The following is a 15211-nucleotide window of genomic DNA, read 5'->3' on the forward strand; positions in this document are numbered from 1 at the left end:
AATGATTCAGGAGAAGGTATGAACAACGCTTGGGGAAAGGTCGCTCCGGCTTCGCTTTGGGGAAAACGGGCCACGCCGCTGGCCGTGGCCATTGGCCTGGTCTTCGCTGCACCGCAGATGGCGAGCGCCGCCAGCGCCGCTGCCGCCTATCACATTCCGGCCGGTGAGCTGGACGGCGCGCTGAACGCTTTCGCCGCGCGCGCCGGCATCGCGCTCTCGGTGGACGGCGCACTGACCGCCGGTAAACGTTCGCCGGGCCTGAGCGGCAGCTACGGCGTCGATGACGGCCTGAACGCCCTGCTGGCGGGCAGCGGCCTGCAGGCTAAAGCGCTCGGCAACAACGGCTACACGCTGGCCAAACTGCCGCAGCCGCAGAAAGAAGAGGACATCACCGTGGTCGGCGACTGGTTGGCGGAAGGCCGTCAGGCAGACGTGTTCGAGCATCCCGGTGCACGCGACGTAGTGCGCCGCGAAGACTTCGTCAAAACCGGCACCACCACCGTGCGCGAAGCGTTGAACCGCGTGCCGGGCGTAGTGGCGCCGGAGAACAACGGCACCGGCAGCCATGACATGGCGCTGAACTTCGGCATTCGCGGCCTCAACCCGCGCCTCGCCAGCCGATCCACCGTGCTGATGGACGGCATCCCAGTGCCCTTCGCCCCTTACGGCCAGCCGCAGCTGTCGCTGGCGCCGGTCTCGCTCGGCAATATGGATGCGATTGACGTGGTGCGCGGCGGCGGCGCGGTGCGCTACGGGCCGCAGAGCGTCGGCGGCGTGGTTAACTTCGTCACCCGCGCCATCCCGAAAACCTTCGGCATGGAGGCCGGCATGCAGGGGCAGCTCAGCCCGACCTCGCGCCAGGATCACCCGAAAGGCACCGGCAACCTGATGATCGGCGGCACCGCCGACAACGGCTTCGGCGCGGCGCTGCTCTACTCCGGCACCCGCGGCAGCGACTGGCGCGAGCACAGCGCGACCAAGATTGACGACGTGATGCTGAAAAGCCGCTACGCCCCGAACGAGGTGCACACCTTCAACAGCCTGCTGCAATACTACGAAGGCGAAGCGGACATGCCGGGCGGCCTGAGCCGGGCGGACTACAACGCCAACCCATTCCAGTCGACGCGCCCGTACGACAAGTTCTGGGGCCGCCGTCAGTTGGCCAACTTCGGCTATCAGTATCAGCCGGATCAACAGCATAAGTTCGACGTGCAGAGCTTCTACACCTACACCCTGCGCAGCGGCTATCTGGATCAGGGTAAAAACCTGACGCTGTCGCCGCGCGAATACTGGGTGCGCGGCGTGGAACCGCGCTACAGCCAGAGCTTCCGCTGGGGCGATTCGGCGCATGAGGTCGGCGTCGGCTACCGCTACGTCAGCGAATCCACCCACGAGCTACGCTACACCAGCAAGGCCAGCACCGGCAGGCTGCCGTCCACCGCCAGCCCGTACGATCGCGACACCCAGTCCGGCACCGAGGCGCACGCCTTCTATATCGACGATCGCATCGACATCGGCGACTGGACTATCACGCCGGGCATGCGCTACGAGTACATCAAGTCGTATCAGAACAACTACATCAAGAACAACCGCCTCGACGTTAGCTATAACGCACCGCTGCCGGCGTTGAACGTGATGTATCACCTGAACGAATACTGGAACCTGTACGCCAACACCGAAGGCTCCTTCGGCACCGTGCAATACAGCCAGATGGGCAAAGCGGTCGACAGCGGCAAGATTGAACCGGAGAAGGCGCGCACCTGGGAGCTGGGCACCCGCTACGCCGGCGATGCGCTGACCGGCGAGATCGGGCTGTTCCTGATCAACTTCAACAACCAGTACGACTCCAACCAGGTGACCGACAGCGTGACCGCGCGCGGCAAAACCCGCCACGCCGGGCTGGAAGGCAGCCTGCGTTACGATCTGTCGCAGCTGACGCCGAAACTGGACGACCTGACCGCCTACGCCAGCTACGCCTACGTCAACGCCACCATCCGCGAAGACGGCGGCTACAAGGGCAACCAGGTGCCGTTCTCGCCGAAGCATAAAGGCACGCTGGGGCTGGACTACACGCCGGGCAACTGGGCGTTTAATCTTAACGGCGAGTTCCAGTCCAGCCAGTTCGCCGACAACGCCAACACCGTGGCGGAAAGCGCCGACGGCAGCACCGGCCGCATTCCCGGCTATATGCTGTGGGGCGTGCGCGCCGCCTATGATTTCGGCCCGGAAATGGCCGGTCTGAATCTGGGCGTCGGGGTGAAAAACCTGTTCAACCACGAGTATTTCACCCGCGCCTATGACGACAACAACAAAGGTCTGTACATCGGCCAGCCGCGCACGATCTATCTGCAAGGTTCAGTGAAGTTCTGATCTTCAGCGGCGGGTGCGGTTAACCGTGCCCGCCGCCTTTCCCATCAACGTGACGATGTCACATAAAACCACTCCTCCGCGCCGCCGCAACGGCGAAAAATAAGTCGCTTCTGACGCTAATACGCGTAGTATCGACGATCCGCCCCGATTTATGGGCGCGGATTTTTTGCCGTTCTGGCCTGAAAAGCGAGGGAATAAGATGAATCATAATGACCTTTCTCAGTGCCGCGTGGACACCGACCGTTTGTTGATTGCCCCCTTTACCGCAGCAGACGCCGACGATGTTTACCAGGCGATCACCCCCACTCTGACGCGCTTTATGACCTTTGAGCCGGAAGCGTCACCGGAAGATTTCGCCAACGTCTGGCAAGGCTGGCTGCCGCTGATGCGCGAAGGCGAAGAAGTGATCTTCGTCGCCCGCCGGCGCGAAGACCGAGAGTTCGTCGGCGTCGGCGGCGCACACAACCTGCGCAGCCACACCCCGGAGCTGGGCATCTGGGTCAAAGAGAGCCTGCATAGCCAGGGTTACGGCCGCGAAATCGTTGAGAGCATCGCGCGCTGGGTCAGCGAACGCTTTCAGCCGCAGCACCTTATCTACCCGGTGGCCGAACAGAATACCGCCAGCCGCCGCCTCGTCGAGTCGCTGGGCGGCGTGCTGGCCGGCCGTTGCGAACGCGTCAAGTATGACGCCGTAGTGTACCACTTACCGCCTCAGCGCTAATCTGCATCGGGCCGCCGGCCCGGTGTGACCTTTTTTGCTTTCCGCCGTGATAACCGCTGCCACTGCCTGCGGGTTTGTGCTAATGATAGAGGCATGTAGGGTAAAAACAGTTGAGGAACAGCAACATGATTATTTTTGTTACCGGCGCCACCTCCGGTTTCGGCGAAGCCATTGCGCGCCGTTTTATCCGTGAAGGCCACCAGGTGATCGCCGCCGGCCGCCGCCTTGAGCGTCTCGAAGAGCTGCAGGACGAATTAGGGCAAGCGCTGCACATCGTGCGGCTCGACGTGCGCAACCGCGCCGCCATTCAACAGGCGATCGAGGCACTGCCGGCCGAGCTGCGTCAGATCGACGTGCTGGTGAACAACGCCGGGCTGGCGCTGGGGCTGGAGCCGGCGCACAAGGCCAACGCCGATGACTGGGAAACCATGATTGACACCAACGCCAAAGGGCTGGTGAACATGACGCGCGCGCTGCTGCCGGCCATGGTCGAACGCAACGTCGGCCACGTGATCAACATCGGCTCCACCGCCGCCAACTGGCCTTACGCCGGTGGCAACGTGTACGGCGCCACCAAGGCGTTCGTCAAACAGTTCAGCCTGGGCCTGCGTGCCGATCTGCACGGCACGCGCATCCGCGTGACCGATATCGAGCCGGGCCTGGTGGGCGGCACCGAGTTTTCCAACGTGCGCTTCAAGGGCGATGACGGCAAGGTCAATAAAACCTACGAAGGCGCCGATGCGCTGACGCCGGAAGACATCGCCGAGTCGGTGTTCTGGGTCGCCACGTTGCCGGCGCGCGTCAACATCAACACGCTGGAAATGATGCCGGTCAGCCAGTCCTTCGCCGGGCTGAACATCCACCGCGGCGCCTGATCCCTGGCGGCGGGAGGCGACTCCCGCCCTGTTTCCTCAGGCCGCGCGCCAGCCGGAAACGATGATCAGCATGCCCACCAGCGCCACCCCGGCGCCCACCCAGTCCAGCGCAGACAGCTTCACCCCATCCACCACCCGCAGCCACAGCAGCGCCGTCGCCACATACACGCCGCCATAGGCCGCGTAGACTCGCCCGCTGGCCGCCGGATGCAGTGTCAACAGCCAGACAAACAGCATCAGGCTTAATGCCGCCGGCAGCAGCAGCCAGGCGCTGCCCTGCTTCTTGAGCCACAGGTAAGGCAGGAAACAGCCGATAATTTCGGCGAGCGCAGTGGCGAAAAACAACAGCGTGGTTTTTAACATCGGTCGCAGTTTTCTCTCGATAAAGTAAACGAATCGGCGCTTGGCTGGTGAATTCCAGGAACGCAGTGGTATATTTGTCACCACGCCTGCGGGCGAGGTAACGCCAGTGCCGCCATCATCAGGCGCACTCACTCATAAGGATGAAACGATGAAAACATTTTCGACCCAACGACTGCTGCGCGGGATGCTGCCGGTCGCCATGCTGGCCGTTATGGGCGCCTGGCAGGCGCCGGCGCTGGCCGCCACCTGCACTCAGGGCAGCACCTGCGTCACCGTCGATGGCAAAGGCAGCGGCGCGATGAGCACCGAAGAAGCGCGTCAGAGCAAAGAGCAGTGGAATGATACCAAAACCCTGCGCCACAAGGTTAACACTCGCGTCGAGAAAGAGTTCGACAAGGCCGATCGCGCCGCGGATGACGAAGACCGTTGCAACGACAGCAACAACGTCAACGCCTACTGGGAACCGGACACCCGTAAATGCCTAGATCGCCAGACCGGCCGTCGGATTAATCCTTAATCCGCCTGCGGCGGGCGGGCAAGCGTGAAACCCGGTCGCCGTTGCTGCTATCCTGTTACAGGAAGTCCATTGTCTAAAAGGATGACGTGATGAAAAAAACGCTGATATTAACCGCTGTGTTGCTGGCCGGCGCCCCGCTGGCGGCACTGGCCTCCTGCGAAAGCGTGAAAGCGGACATTTCGCAAAAAATCGTCAATAACGGCGTACCGGAGTCCGGCTTCAAACTGGAGATCGTGCCCAACGATCAGGCCGATCAAGCGGGTGGCCAGGTGGTCGGCCACTGCGAAAACGACACCCAGAAGATCGTCTATACCCGCCTGAACAACGGCGACGATCGCGGTGACGCGGCGCAGACCGGCACCAGCCAGGATACCTCCAACACGCAGTAAGCCACACCGGCTATCCCGGGCGCTCTGCAGCAGCGCCCTTTCCTTATCCCTTACGCCTGCTCCGCCTCTTCTTCTTCGCCCTGCGGCCGACAACGCGCCGGGATCAGCATCGCCGCCGCCAGCGCCAGCAACGACACCAGCGCCGACACCAGAAATACCCAATGCAGTGAAGCCGCCACCTGCTGGGTCAGCTGCGCCAACGCCTCGCTCCCCATGCTCTGGCGCACCGCCGGTTCCATCAGACGCTGCACCGGATCGTCAATCTCCGGCAAACGCCACTGCAAGTTGAGATTCAGCGTCGCGCCCAGAATCGCGGTGCCGATGGCCGAGCCCACCATGCGGGTAAACACGGTACAGGCGGTGGCGATGCCGCGAATGCTGTAATGCGCCGCGTTCTGCACCGAAACCAGAAACGTGGTGTTGCACAACCCCATACCGGCGCCGACCATAAACGCCGCCACCCGGCCCCACAGCAGGCCGCCCGCCGGCTGCAACAGCAGCAATATCAGGCCGCCCGCCACCAACAGCAGCGCCCCCAGCAGCGCCGTGGCGCGATACGAGGTCATCAGCATCAAACGGCCGCTCAGCGTGCTGGCCAGCGGCCAACCGATCGACATCAGGGCCAGCGTGGTGCCCGCCTCCAGCGGCGAGCCGCCCATCACGCCCTGAATGAAGGTGGGCAGGAAAGCGCTGATGCCCATCATCGCCGCACCGATCACCAGCCCGCCGATGTTGCCGGCGACGATCACCCGGCTTTGCCACAGCGCCAGCGGGAACAACGGTTCGACCGCACGCCGCTCCTGGCGGACAAGCAGCGCCAGCGACGCCGCCGCCAGCGCAAACAGCGGCGCCACCCACCATCCCAGACTTTCCATCTGCAACAGCGCCAGCAGCAGCGCCGAAACGAACAGCGTCAGCCAGGCGGTGCCCGCCAGATCCAGCGCGTGCCGCCGCAGCTGCTGATGCGCCGGCAGATAGCGCCAGAGGAAGAACATCGCCAGCAGGCCGATCGGCAGGTTAACCCAGAACACCAGCGCCCACGGCAGATGCTGGACGATAAACGCCCCCAACAGCGGGCCGATGATCGCCGACACGCCCCATACGCTCGACAGGTAGCCCATCACCTTCGGCCGCTCGGTGGCGCTGTAGATGTCGCCGATGATGGTGGACGCGATCGGCATGATGGCGCCGGCGCCCAACCCCTGCAGCAGACGAAAGCCGATCAGCCAATACATGTCGGGGGCGAAGCCGCACAGCACCGATCCCAGCAGGAACAGCGTGGCGCCGAAGAAGAACACCCGCTTGCGGCCGTAGAGATCCGCCAGCCGCCCGTAGATGGGGATGGTGATCGCCTGCGCCAGCAAATAGACCGCGAATACCCACCCCAGCAGCGAGAAGCCGCCGAGATCGCCGATAATGGTGGGCATGGCGGTGGCGACGATGGTGGCTTCGATCGCCGACATGAACATCGCCAGCATACAGGCGATCAGAATCAGCGGCCGGTGGGCGATGGGTGCGGGTGAAACGTTATTTGTCATGGCGTTATGCAGCTTTCCTGGCGTTTTTATTTTCTCTGAGTATATCAGCAAGCGCCTGCGCCGAGTCTATCCCCCCTCACATCCTGTCTTTGCCGGCGGCGAATCGCACCATTTGCGACTCATTGTTACGGCGTAACGTTATGCGGCGGATTTTTTTCACTTTCCATGCATCCCAGCGCTGACGCGGGCTGAGGCGCAGATCGGCGTAAACTCAATCACCTGATTTTGTTCATAAAACTTGGCACGACCAACGACAGGGTGCTATACCTTCCCTAGCCGACGCCTTTGGGCTTCGTGCTTTCTTGGGTTTAAATATCAGTATTTTATGCTGATTAACTCACGTATTGAGCCTACGTTCAGCACGCTGTGCCGAACGCACCCTTCGCTCAATGTCGCTAACCTCATGCGAAACGCCCGTTTTGTACCGCCACGCCCGCCGGGCCGTGGGTAACAATCAGAGCGGAATGCGCCGTCTCGTCGGCCGCTCCGCGCAACGGAGGACGCAACATCATGCACAAGTCAGCGCCATACCGGCGCCTGCTCCTCGGGAGCCTGCTGTTTATCGCCGTCATCGCGCTGCTGGTTTACGGCATCGGTTGGGACACCCTCAAGTCGCGCCGGGAAGATTTGATCTATCTCGGCCAGCAACACATGTTCCTGGTGGCCTGCTCCATGCTGCTGTCGCTGCTGGTCGGCATTCCCAGCGGCATCCTGCTGAGCCGCCCCTTTGCCCGCCGCTGGGCGGAACACGTGATGCAGATCTTCAACGTCGGCAACACCCTGCCGCCGCTGGCGGTGCTGGCGCTGGCGATGGTAATCATCGGCATCGGCGATCGGCCGGCGGTGGTGGCACTGTTCCTCGCCTCGCTGCTGCCCATCGTGCGCAATACCTATGCCGGCCTGCGTTCGGTGCCACCGGCGCTGGTCGAGGCCGCCAACGGTATTGGCATGACCGCCGGGCAGCGACTGCGGCAGGTTGAACTCCCTAACGCGCTACCGGTGATCTTCGCCGGGGTGCGCATCGCAATGGCGATTAACGTCGGCACCGCGCCGCTGGCGTTTTTAATCGGTGCCAGCAGCTACGGCGAGCTGATCTTCCCCGGCATCTACCTGAACGACTTCCCGACGCTGATCCTCGGCGCCGCCGCCACCGCGCTGATCGCCCTGCTGCTCGATCTGGCGCTGGCCGGTCTCGGTCGCCGGCTCAGCCCGCACACCGCATCCTGATGGGAGAAACGCGATGACTCGATGGTTACAACCACTCCGCCACGCGCTGCTGTTCTCCTTGCTGATGACCGGCGCGGCCGCCTGGGCCGCCCCGCTCACGCTGGCGAGCAAGAACTTTACCGAACAGCGCATTCTGTCTGCGATTACCGTGCAATACCTGCGGGCCAAAGGTTTTCAGGTCGAACCCAAGACCAATCTGGCCACGGTGATCACCCGCAACGCGATGATCAACAAACAGATCGACATGACCTGGGAATACACCGGCACCTCGCTGATCATTTTTAACCACATCAATAAGCGCATGTCGCCGCAGGAAACCTACGACACGGTGAAAAAGCTCGACGCCAAACTCGGGCTGGTTTGGCTGCAGCCGGCGGACATGAACAACACCTACGCCTTCGCCATGCAGCGCCGGCGCGCGGAAAAAGAGCAGATCCGCACGATGTCGCAGCTGGTGGCCAAAGTGGAGCAGGTGCGTAAAACCGACCCTAAACACAACTGGCTGCTGGGGCTGGATCTGGAGTTCGCCGGCCGCTCGGACGGCCTGAAGCCGATGCAGGCGCTGTACGACATGCCGCTCGATCGCCCGCAAATCCGCCAGATGGACCCCGGCCTGGTCTACAACGCCATTCGCGACGGCTTCGTCGACGCCGGGCTGGTGTACACCACCGACGGTCGGGTGAAAGGGTTCGATCTGCAGGTGCTGGAAGACGACAAAGGCTATTTCCCGAGTTATGCGGTCACGCCGGTGGTGCGCGCCGAGGTGTTGCAAAACACGCCGGGGCTGGAAGCGGCGCTGAACACGCTGTCGAAACAGTTCAACAATCAGGTGATCACCGAGCTGAACGCTAAGGTGGATATCGACTACCAGACGCCGCAACAGGTCGCCGACGCGTTCCTCAAGCAGCGCGGCCTGATTTAGGAGACATGATGAATACCTTACTTTACGCCTGGCAAAACTGGGCCTATATCGCCGGATTGACGCTGGAACACCTGCTGCTGGTCGGCGTCGCCGTCGGCCTGGCGATCCTGATCGGCGTGCCGCTCGGCGTGCTGATTGTCCGCCACAAATGGTTGGCGACGCCGGTGCTGAGCCTGGCCACGCTGGTGCTGACCGTGCCCTCCATCGCCCTGTTCGGGCTGATGATCCCGCTGTTTTCCTTAATCGGCCACGGCATTGGCTACGTACCGGCGATCACCGCGGTGTTCCTCTACTCGCTGCTGCCGATCGTGCGCAATACCCACACCGCGCTCGACAACCTGCCCGGCGGGCTGCGCGAAGCCGGCCGCGGCATCGGCATGACGTTCTGGCAACGCCTGCGCTGGGTAGAGATCCCGGTGGCACTGCCGGTGATTTTCGGCGGCATTCGAACCGCCGTGGTGATGAATATCGGCGTGATGGCGATAGCCGCAGTGATCGGCGCCGGCGGCCTTGGCCTGCTGCTGCTCAACGGCATCAGCAGCAGCGACATCCGCCAGTTGATTACCGGCGCCGTGATGATCAGCCTGCTGGCAATCGTTCTCGATTGGTTATTGCACCGCTTGCAAATTGCGCTAACGCCCAAGGGGATCCGCTCATGATTAAATTGGAAAATCTGACCAAACAGTTCATGCAGAAGAACGGCACGCCGTTCAACGCCGTCGACAACATCAATCTGGACGTGCCGGAAGGCGAAATCTGCGTGCTGCTCGGCCCTTCCGGCTGCGGCAAAACCACCACGCTGAAGATGATCAACCGCCTGATCGAACCCACCGGCGGCACCATTCTGATCAACGGCGAGGACACCAGCGCGCTGGATACGGTCAGCCTGCGCCGCAAAATCGGCTACGTCATCCAGCAGATCGGTCTGTTCCCCAACATGACCATCGAGGAGAACATCACCGTAGTGCCGCGCATGCTGGGTTGGGACAAAAAACGCTGCCACGATCGCGCCGAGGAGCTGATGAGCATGGTGACGCTGGATCCCAAGCGCTTTTTGCACCGCTACCCGAAAGAGATGTCCGGCGGGCAGCAACAGCGCATCGGCGTGATCCGCGCGCTGGCCGCCGATCCGCCGGTGCTGCTGATGGATGAGCCCTTCGGCGCGGTAGACCCGATCAACCGCGAAACCATCCAGAACGAGTTTCTCGACATGCAGCGCCAGCTGAAAAAGACCGTGATGCTGGTCAGCCACGACATCGACGAAGCGCTGAAGCTCGGCGATCGCATCGCGGTGTTCCGCCAGGGCAAAATCGTGCAGAACGCCAGCGCCGATGAGCTGCTGGCGCGCCCGGCGAACGACTTCGTCGCGTCCTTTGTCGGCCAGGATCGCACGCTGAAGCGCCTGCTGTTGGTGCAGGCCGGCGACGTGGCCGATCAACAGGAAACGGTGACGGTGCGCCGGGAGACGCCGCTAGTGGAGGCGTTCGGTCTGATGGACGATATCGACGCCCGCTCGGTGACGGTGGTGGATGCCGACGGCAAACCGTTGGGATACGTCAAACGCCGTGAGGCGCGCGGCGCGCCCGGGGTCTGCGCCGACAGCCTGCACCGTTTCCGCGTCACCGCCCGTGCGGAGGAGAACCTGCGCGTGGTGCTGTCGAAACTGTACGAGCACAACACCTCCTGGATGCCGATCGTCGATGAAGACGGCCGCTACAGCGGCGAAATCTCGCAGGATTATATCGCCGACTACCTCAGCTCCGGCCGCACGCGCCGGGTGTTGACGCCGCAATAACCCCCGCCGGGGCGCTCGCCGCCCCGCCTATGCCGCAGTTTGCTAAAGATTCACTGGTCATCGGCCGGAGCGCCAAGCACAATGCGCTGATGACCCTTTGATTTTTCTCACGACGCCGCCCACGCATGAAAAGATTGGTCCACCTGCACCACTATCGCGCCCTGCTGCGCAGCCTGCTTATCGCCGTGTTTATCGGCGTCGCCGCCGCCCTGGCGGTGTGGCTGTTCCACCGTTCGATGATTGGCCTCGAGTGGCTGCTGCTCGGCAATGCCGACGGCAGCCTGGTGGCCGCCGCCGCCGCGCTGCCCGGCTGGCGACGCGCGCTGACGCCGGCGCTGGGCGGTCTGGCGGCGGGCCTGCTGCTGTATGTTCACCAGCGCTACCGCCACCAGCGTCCGGCGGCGCCCACCGACTATATGGAAGCGATTGAGACCGGCAACGGCAAGCTGGATACCGGCGCCAGTCTGGTGAAGTGTCTGGCGTCGCTGCTGGTGGTGTCGAGCGGCAGCGCCATCGGCCGCGAAGGCGCGATGATCCTGCTGGCGGCGCTGGTGGGCTCGTTGTTTGCCCAGCGCTTTACGCACGAGAAAGAATGGAAACTGTGGGTGGCCTGCGCTGCCGCCGCCGGGATGGCCAGCGCCTATCATGCGCCGCTGGCGGGCAGCCTGTTTATCGCCGAGATCCTGTTCGGCACCCTGATGCTGGCCTCGCTCGGCCCGGTGGTGATCGCCGCAGTGAGCGCCCTGCTGATGACCAACCTGCTCAACGGCGGCCAGGCGCCACTCTACCTGGTGACGCCGCTCTCCGCCCCTCTGCCGACACAATACCTGCTGATGGCGCTGGTCGGCGTGGTGGCCGGCGCCGGCGGGCCGCTGTTTTTATGGCTGATGACCGCCACCGGCCGCGCGTTCCGATCGCTGCGGTTGAAGCCGCCGTTGCAGCTGGCGTTGGGCGGCCTGATCGTCGGGCTGCTTTCGCTGCTGTTCCCACAGGTGTGGGGCAACGGTTACAGCGTGGTACAGGCGCTGCTGATTGCGCCACCGGGGGTGTTGCTGCTGGGGGCGATCCTGGTATGTAAACTGTTGGCAATCCTTGCCAGCAGCGGGTCGGGCGCACCCGGCGGGGTCTTCACCCCGACGCTGTTCGTCGGCGCCGCGCTCGGCTCGATCATCGGTCAGCTGTTTGGCCTGTGGCCGGGCATGGATGCGGCGGTGCCGCTGCTGCTGGCGCTGACCGGCATGGCTACCCTGCTGGCCGCCACCACCCATGCGCCGATCATGGCGGCGCTGATGGTGTTTGAAATGACCGGCGAATACGCGCTGCTGCCCGGCATTCTGCTGGCCTGCGTGATCGCCACCACCGTGTCGCGCGGCCTGCGACCGGTGTCGGTGTACCACACGGCGCCGCCGCCCAAACGCGAGGCTTAGAACTCACCCTGCTGCAATATTTTCCTGAACTGCGGGCACTGCAGGTGCTCGGGTTCAGGACAATCGACCATGTGCCGCAGCCCGTCGCGCACCTGCATCAGGCGCTGGATATGGCGATCAAGCTCATCCGCCCGCGCCGCCAGCAGCCCGCGATCGATCGCGATTTGGCCCCGTTCGTCAAACAAAGCACTCATCTCATCCAACGTAAAGCCGGCCAGGCGCGCGAGCGCAATCAGCCGCAGTTGATCGAGCACCCCGGCGGCGTATTGACGGCGCAAACCGTGGCGGCCTATCGACGCAATCAGCCCCTTTTTCTCGTAATGCCGCAGCGCAGAAGGCGCGACTCCACTCAGGCGCGCCACCGCGCCGATATCCAGTTCTTTTGCCATTGACTTGAAGCCGACTTTAAGTTGCACACTGTGCGCACATTATCACGTCACTGAGTTAAGGACACCCGTATGACCCCCGATATGTTAGTGCGCATCCTGTTAACCGGCGCCGGCGCCACCCTCTGCATGGATTTGTGGGCGTTGCTGCTGAAGCGGCGCTTCGGCATCCCTTCCCTCGATTACGCGCTGGTGGGCCGCTGGTTTCTCGGCATGTTCGACGGCCGCTGGTTTCACGCCACCATCGTCACGGCGCCGCCGCGCCAGGGTGAGAGAAAAATCGGCTGGATACTGCACTACGCCATCGGCTTGGCGTTCGCCTTTATCCCGCTCGGTTTGGCGGGCATCGAGTGGTATGCGGCGCCGGAACCGCGCATCGCGCTGTTGAGCGGCTGGCTAAGCCTGGCGGCGCCGTTTCTGGTGATGCAGCCCGCGCTGGGCTTTGGCGTGGCGGCGGCGAAAACCGCCAATCCGCGCAGAGCGCGGCTCCTCAGCCTGCTCACCCACACGGTGTATGGGCTGGGCCTGTTGATCGCCGCCCGATTGTTGGCGACGTTCTGTGCCTGAATGGGCTACAGCAACGTGGAAATATCGAGGTAGTGCGCCAGTTCGCGCTGCTCCGCGCGCGGCAGATACGGAATTTCACCCAGCAGCGGCGCGGAAATGCGCTGCTGCAGCGCCGTGATGGTTTCGGCGTAGTGCGCCAACCCCGGATTGATGCGGTTGGCCACCCAGCCCAGCAGCGGCAGGCCGTCGTTGATGATCGACTGCGCGGTCAGCAGCGCGTGGCTGACGCAGCCCAGCTTGATGCCCACCACCAGCACCACCGGCAGTTGCTCCTGCACCACCCATTCGGCGTACGGCCGCAGATCGTTCATCAGCACGCGCCAGCCGCCGCTGCCCTCCACCACCACCGTATCGGCTTTGGCGGACAGATCCCGCAGGCCGCTGCTCATCAGGCCATAGTTGATATCCTCGGTCGCATGCGCGTGAAACACCTCATCCAGACAAGTGATGGGGTTGATCTCCTCGTAGGACAGCGGCAAGGTTGAAGATGCCTGCAACACCAAAGCGTCTTTATTGCGGATGCCCTCGCTGGTTTCCTGGCAGCGCGCGGCGATCGGCTTGTAGCCGGCCACTGAACGGCCTTCGGCGGCCAGAGCCTGCATCAACCCGCGGGAAACCACGGTTTTACCGACGTCGGTATCCGTGCCTGTCACAAATAAACGCTTCAACATGAATAAAATGCCCCAGAATGCCCCGTTAACAATGTGTCGCCGCATCGGCGGCGAAGAAGTCTTTCGGAAAAATTCTAGGGGATGCTGCCACGTAGGGGCTTGAGGTAGCTCAATCTTTTGCGGGATTAATAAGAAGTTCTGATGTTAGCCTTGCAGCAATTGCACCAGCAGCGAACCGTTGTACAGCGCCTCTTTCACCAGCGCGGCGCCGGGCATGGTGCCCTTATTGAAGAACTGCGTGGATTCGACCTTGACCTGCTCGCTGTAGGCCGGCAGCGCCTGCTGGCGAATGCAGGACGCGATGGCCGGGTGCAGGATCTCCGCCGCGCGGTTGAGCGGCGAGCCCACCAGGATCTTCTCCGGATTGAACAGGTTGACCATGATCGCCAGAATGCGCCCCACGCTGTGGCCGACGCCGAGAATGATGTCCCGCGCCAGCTGATCGCCCGCCAGCGCGGCGTCGCACAGCGATTCAACGGTCAGCGGCGCGCCGTGCAGGCTGGAGCTCATCGAACCGCTCAGCCGCTGCTGGGCGATCTCCAGGATGTTCTCGATGCTGGCTACGGTTTCAAGGCAGCCGTGGTTGCCGCAATAGCAGCGTTTGCCGTACGGATCGACCTGGGTGTGGCCGATCTCCACCACGCTGTGGCTGCCGGCGTGCAGCACGTGGCCGCCGGTGATCACCCCGGCGCCGACGTTGTGGTCGATCACCACCTGAATCACGTTCTGGCTGCCGCGCGAGGCGCCATACAGCGCCTCGGCCATGGTCCAGGCGCTGATGTCATGCTGCAAGTAAACCGGCAGGCCGGTGCGGGTTTCCAGCGCCGGGCCGAGCGGCATCTCCAGCACGTCGTAAAACGGCATGCGGTGCACCACGCCGGACTGCACGTCGATCATGCCCGGCAGCGTGATGGCGATCGCCGTCAGTCGCTCCAGCTTGCTTTGGTGGCGGATAAAGAATTGGTCGACTTCGGTCAGGATGCGTTTCAGCAGCGGTTCAGGGTGTTCGGCCGCCAGCGGCAGCAACTCTTCCACCACCAGTTTGCTGCTGAGATCGCGCAGCGCCAGCGTGATGCTGCCGCGGCTGATACGGGCGGAAAGGTAATGCCAAGCCTCGGTGTCCAGCACCAGCCCCACCGCCGGGCGGCCCCGGCTGCCGATTTCCTGGTACTCGGTTTCCTTGACCAGATGGGCTTCCAGCAGTTCGCGCACGATCTTGGTGATGCTGGCGGGCGCCAGCTGTGCGCGTTTTGACAGTTCGATACGCGAAATCGGGCCCAGCTGATCGATTAGCCGATAAACCGCCCCCGCATTGGTCTGCTTGATTTGATCGATATGCCCAGGCTGCCCAACCGCAATCACAAACCGGCTCCTACTATTTTTCGCGCTTCTAAATAAAGACTAGGGGTTATGGTGGGGCTTTTGTCATACAGCGTCAACTAT

General features: G+C 63.0%; 16 protein-coding genes. 11 read left to right on the top strand and 5 right to left on the bottom strand.

Annotated elements, in window-relative coordinates; all coding sequences use genetic code 11:
- The first annotated feature begins 117 nt into the window (after positions 1 to 117).
- The 3 genes from fecA (at position 118) to ydfG (ending at position 3966) form a co-directional block, all read left to right on the top strand.
- Positions 118 to 2370 (top strand): TonB-dependent Fe(3+) dicitrate receptor FecA, encoded by a 2253-nt coding sequence (gene fecA / locus RE418_RS19365; RefSeq protein WP_337250000.1) that lies wholly within the window; start codon positions 118 to 120, stop codon positions 2368 to 2370.
- A 199-nt stretch (positions 2371 to 2569) separates the two neighbouring features.
- A complete protein-coding gene (locus RE418_RS19370) occupies positions 2570 to 3091 on the top strand; it encodes a GNAT family N-acetyltransferase (RefSeq protein ID WP_043143257.1) in 522 nt (173 codons plus the stop codon).
- A 125-nt stretch (positions 3092 to 3216) separates the two neighbouring features.
- Positions 3217 to 3966 (top strand): bifunctional NADP-dependent 3-hydroxy acid dehydrogenase/3-hydroxypropionate dehydrogenase YdfG, encoded by a 750-nt coding sequence (gene ydfG, locus RE418_RS19375; RefSeq protein ID WP_025302722.1) that lies wholly within the window; start codon positions 3217 to 3219, stop codon positions 3964 to 3966.
- Positions 3967 to 4002: 36 nt separating this feature from the next.
- Here the strand turns inward: ydfG and RE418_RS19380 are convergent, their stop codons facing one another.
- The gene (locus RE418_RS19380) at positions 4003 to 4329 is read right to left on the bottom strand and encodes a YnfA family protein (RefSeq protein ID WP_025302721.1); all 327 of its coding nucleotides are present in this window, start codon (positions 4327 to 4329) and stop codon (positions 4003 to 4005) included.
- A 148-nt stretch (positions 4330 to 4477) separates the two neighbouring features.
- Between RE418_RS19380 and RE418_RS19385 the strand changes: the two genes are divergently transcribed.
- Complete coding sequence (locus RE418_RS19385; protein ID WP_019455910.1) at positions 4478 to 4846, top strand: DUF1283 family protein; 369 nt, start codon at positions 4478 to 4480, stop codon at positions 4844 to 4846.
- Positions 4847 to 4935: 89 nt separating this feature from the next.
- Entirely contained in the window at positions 4936 to 5235 is a 300-nt protein-coding gene (locus RE418_RS19390; protein ID WP_019455911.1) for a DUF1161 domain-containing protein, read from the top strand.
- 50 nt (positions 5236 to 5285) lie between these two features.
- On the opposite strand, the gene RE418_RS19395 is transcribed toward RE418_RS19390, so the two are convergent.
- Positions 5286 to 6773, bottom strand: coding sequence for an MDR family MFS transporter (locus tag RE418_RS19395; protein WP_049203477.1), 1488 nt, complete (start codon positions 6771 to 6773; stop codon positions 5286 to 5288).
- Positions 6774 to 7283: 510 nt separating this feature from the next.
- Between RE418_RS19395 and RE418_RS19400 the strand changes: the two genes are divergently transcribed.
- The 5 genes from RE418_RS19400 to clcB all read left to right on the top strand — a co-directional run bounded on the left by RE418_RS19400 (position 7284) and on the right by clcB (position 12144).
- Complete coding sequence (locus RE418_RS19400) at positions 7284 to 8000, top strand: ABC transporter permease (RefSeq protein ID WP_043143261.1); 717 nt, start codon at positions 7284 to 7286, stop codon at positions 7998 to 8000.
- A gap of 64 nt (positions 8001 to 8064) precedes the next feature.
- Positions 8065 to 8922, top strand: coding sequence for a glycine betaine ABC transporter substrate-binding protein (locus tag RE418_RS19405; protein WP_237651465.1), 858 nt, complete (start codon positions 8065 to 8067; stop codon positions 8920 to 8922).
- A gap of 8 nt (positions 8923 to 8930) precedes the next feature.
- Positions 8931 to 9581 carry an osmoprotectant ABC transporter permease OsmW gene (gene osmW, locus RE418_RS19410; protein ID WP_015377782.1) on the top strand — a complete coding sequence of 217 codons (651 nt, stop codon included), beginning with the start codon at positions 8931 to 8933 and terminating at the stop codon, positions 9579 to 9581.
- Positions 9578 to 10717, top strand: a complete 1140-nt coding sequence (gene osmV, locus RE418_RS19415) for an osmoprotectant ABC transporter ATP-binding protein OsmV (RefSeq protein ID WP_399675459.1) — start codon at positions 9578 to 9580, stop codon at positions 10715 to 10717. The genes osmW and osmV overlap by 4 nt, the downstream gene beginning before the upstream one ends.
- A 125-nt stretch (positions 10718 to 10842) precedes the next feature.
- Positions 10843 to 12144 (top strand): voltage-gated ClC-type chloride channel ClcB, encoded by a 1302-nt coding sequence (gene clcB, locus RE418_RS19420; protein ID WP_049295515.1) that lies wholly within the window; start codon positions 10843 to 10845, stop codon positions 12142 to 12144.
- Here the strand turns inward: clcB and RE418_RS19425 are convergent.
- Positions 12141 to 12533: a helix-turn-helix domain-containing protein gene (locus RE418_RS19425; RefSeq protein ID WP_043143268.1), complete on the bottom strand. Its 393-nt coding sequence runs from the start codon at positions 12531 to 12533 to the stop codon at positions 12141 to 12143. The two genes, clcB and RE418_RS19425, sit on opposite strands and share 4 nt — an antisense overlap.
- Before the next feature lie 69 nt (positions 12534 to 12602).
- On the opposite strand from RE418_RS19425, the gene RE418_RS19430 reads away from it, so the two are divergent.
- Positions 12603 to 13097, top strand: a complete 495-nt coding sequence (locus RE418_RS19430; protein WP_043143271.1) for a DUF2938 family protein — start codon at positions 12603 to 12605, stop codon at positions 13095 to 13097.
- Positions 13098 to 13102: 5 nt separating this feature from the next.
- Here RE418_RS19430 and bioD read toward each other — a convergent pair whose 3' ends face one another.
- Complete coding sequence (gene bioD / locus RE418_RS19435; RefSeq protein ID WP_025302714.1) at positions 13103 to 13768, bottom strand: dethiobiotin synthase; 666 nt, start codon at positions 13766 to 13768, stop codon at positions 13103 to 13105.
- A gap of 144 nt (positions 13769 to 13912) precedes the next feature.
- Positions 13913 to 15130 (bottom strand): ROK family transcriptional regulator, encoded by a 1218-nt coding sequence (locus RE418_RS19440; RefSeq protein ID WP_025302713.1) that lies wholly within the window; start codon positions 15128 to 15130, stop codon positions 13913 to 13915.
- Positions 15131 to 15211: the final 81 nt, after the last annotated feature.

It is taken from the genome of Serratia sp. szju, assembly GCF_044594185.1.
Lineage (GTDB): Bacteria > Pseudomonadota > Gammaproteobacteria > Enterobacterales > Enterobacteriaceae > Serratia > Serratia bockelmannii.

What these genes read in the sequence shown, in the direction of transcription:
- fecA (WP_337250000.1), top strand. Translation starts at nt 118, where the DNA reads ATGGCGAGCGCCGCCAGCGCCGCTGCCGCCTATCACATTCCGGCCGGT.
- RE418_RS19370 (WP_043143257.1), top strand. Translation starts at nt 2,570, where the DNA reads ATGAATCATAATGACCTTTCTCAGTGCCGCGTGGACACCGACCGTTTG.
- ydfG (WP_025302722.1), top strand. Translation starts at nt 3,217, where the DNA reads ATGATTATTTTTGTTACCGGCGCCACCTCCGGTTTCGGCGAAGCCATT.
- RE418_RS19380 (WP_025302721.1), bottom strand. Translation starts at nt 4,329, where the DNA reads ATGTTAAAAACCACGCTGTTGTTTTTCGCCACTGCGCTCGCCGAAATT.
- RE418_RS19385 (WP_019455910.1), top strand. Translation starts at nt 4,478, where the DNA reads ATGAAAACATTTTCGACCCAACGACTGCTGCGCGGGATGCTGCCGGTC.
- RE418_RS19390 (WP_019455911.1), top strand. Translation starts at nt 4,936, where the DNA reads ATGAAAAAAACGCTGATATTAACCGCTGTGTTGCTGGCCGGCGCCCCG.
- RE418_RS19395 (WP_049203477.1), bottom strand. Translation starts at nt 6,773, where the DNA reads ATGACAAATAACGTTTCACCCGCACCCATCGCCCACCGGCCGCTGATT.
- RE418_RS19400 (WP_043143261.1), top strand. Translation starts at nt 7,284, where the DNA reads ATGCACAAGTCAGCGCCATACCGGCGCCTGCTCCTCGGGAGCCTGCTG.
- RE418_RS19405 (WP_237651465.1), top strand. Translation starts at nt 8,065, where the DNA reads ATGACCGGCGCGGCCGCCTGGGCCGCCCCGCTCACGCTGGCGAGCAAG.
- osmW (WP_015377782.1), top strand. Translation starts at nt 8,931, where the DNA reads ATGAATACCTTACTTTACGCCTGGCAAAACTGGGCCTATATCGCCGGA.
- osmV (WP_399675459.1), top strand. Translation starts at nt 9,578, where the DNA reads ATGATTAAATTGGAAAATCTGACCAAACAGTTCATGCAGAAGAACGGC.
- clcB (WP_049295515.1), top strand. Translation starts at nt 10,843, where the DNA reads ATGAAAAGATTGGTCCACCTGCACCACTATCGCGCCCTGCTGCGCAGC.
- RE418_RS19425 (WP_043143268.1), bottom strand. Translation starts at nt 12,533, where the DNA reads ATGGCAAAAGAACTGGATATCGGCGCGGTGGCGCGCCTGAGTGGAGTC.
- RE418_RS19430 (WP_043143271.1), top strand. Translation starts at nt 12,603, where the DNA reads ATGACCCCCGATATGTTAGTGCGCATCCTGTTAACCGGCGCCGGCGCC.
- bioD (WP_025302714.1), bottom strand. Translation starts at nt 13,768, where the DNA reads ATGTTGAAGCGTTTATTTGTGACAGGCACGGATACCGACGTCGGTAAA.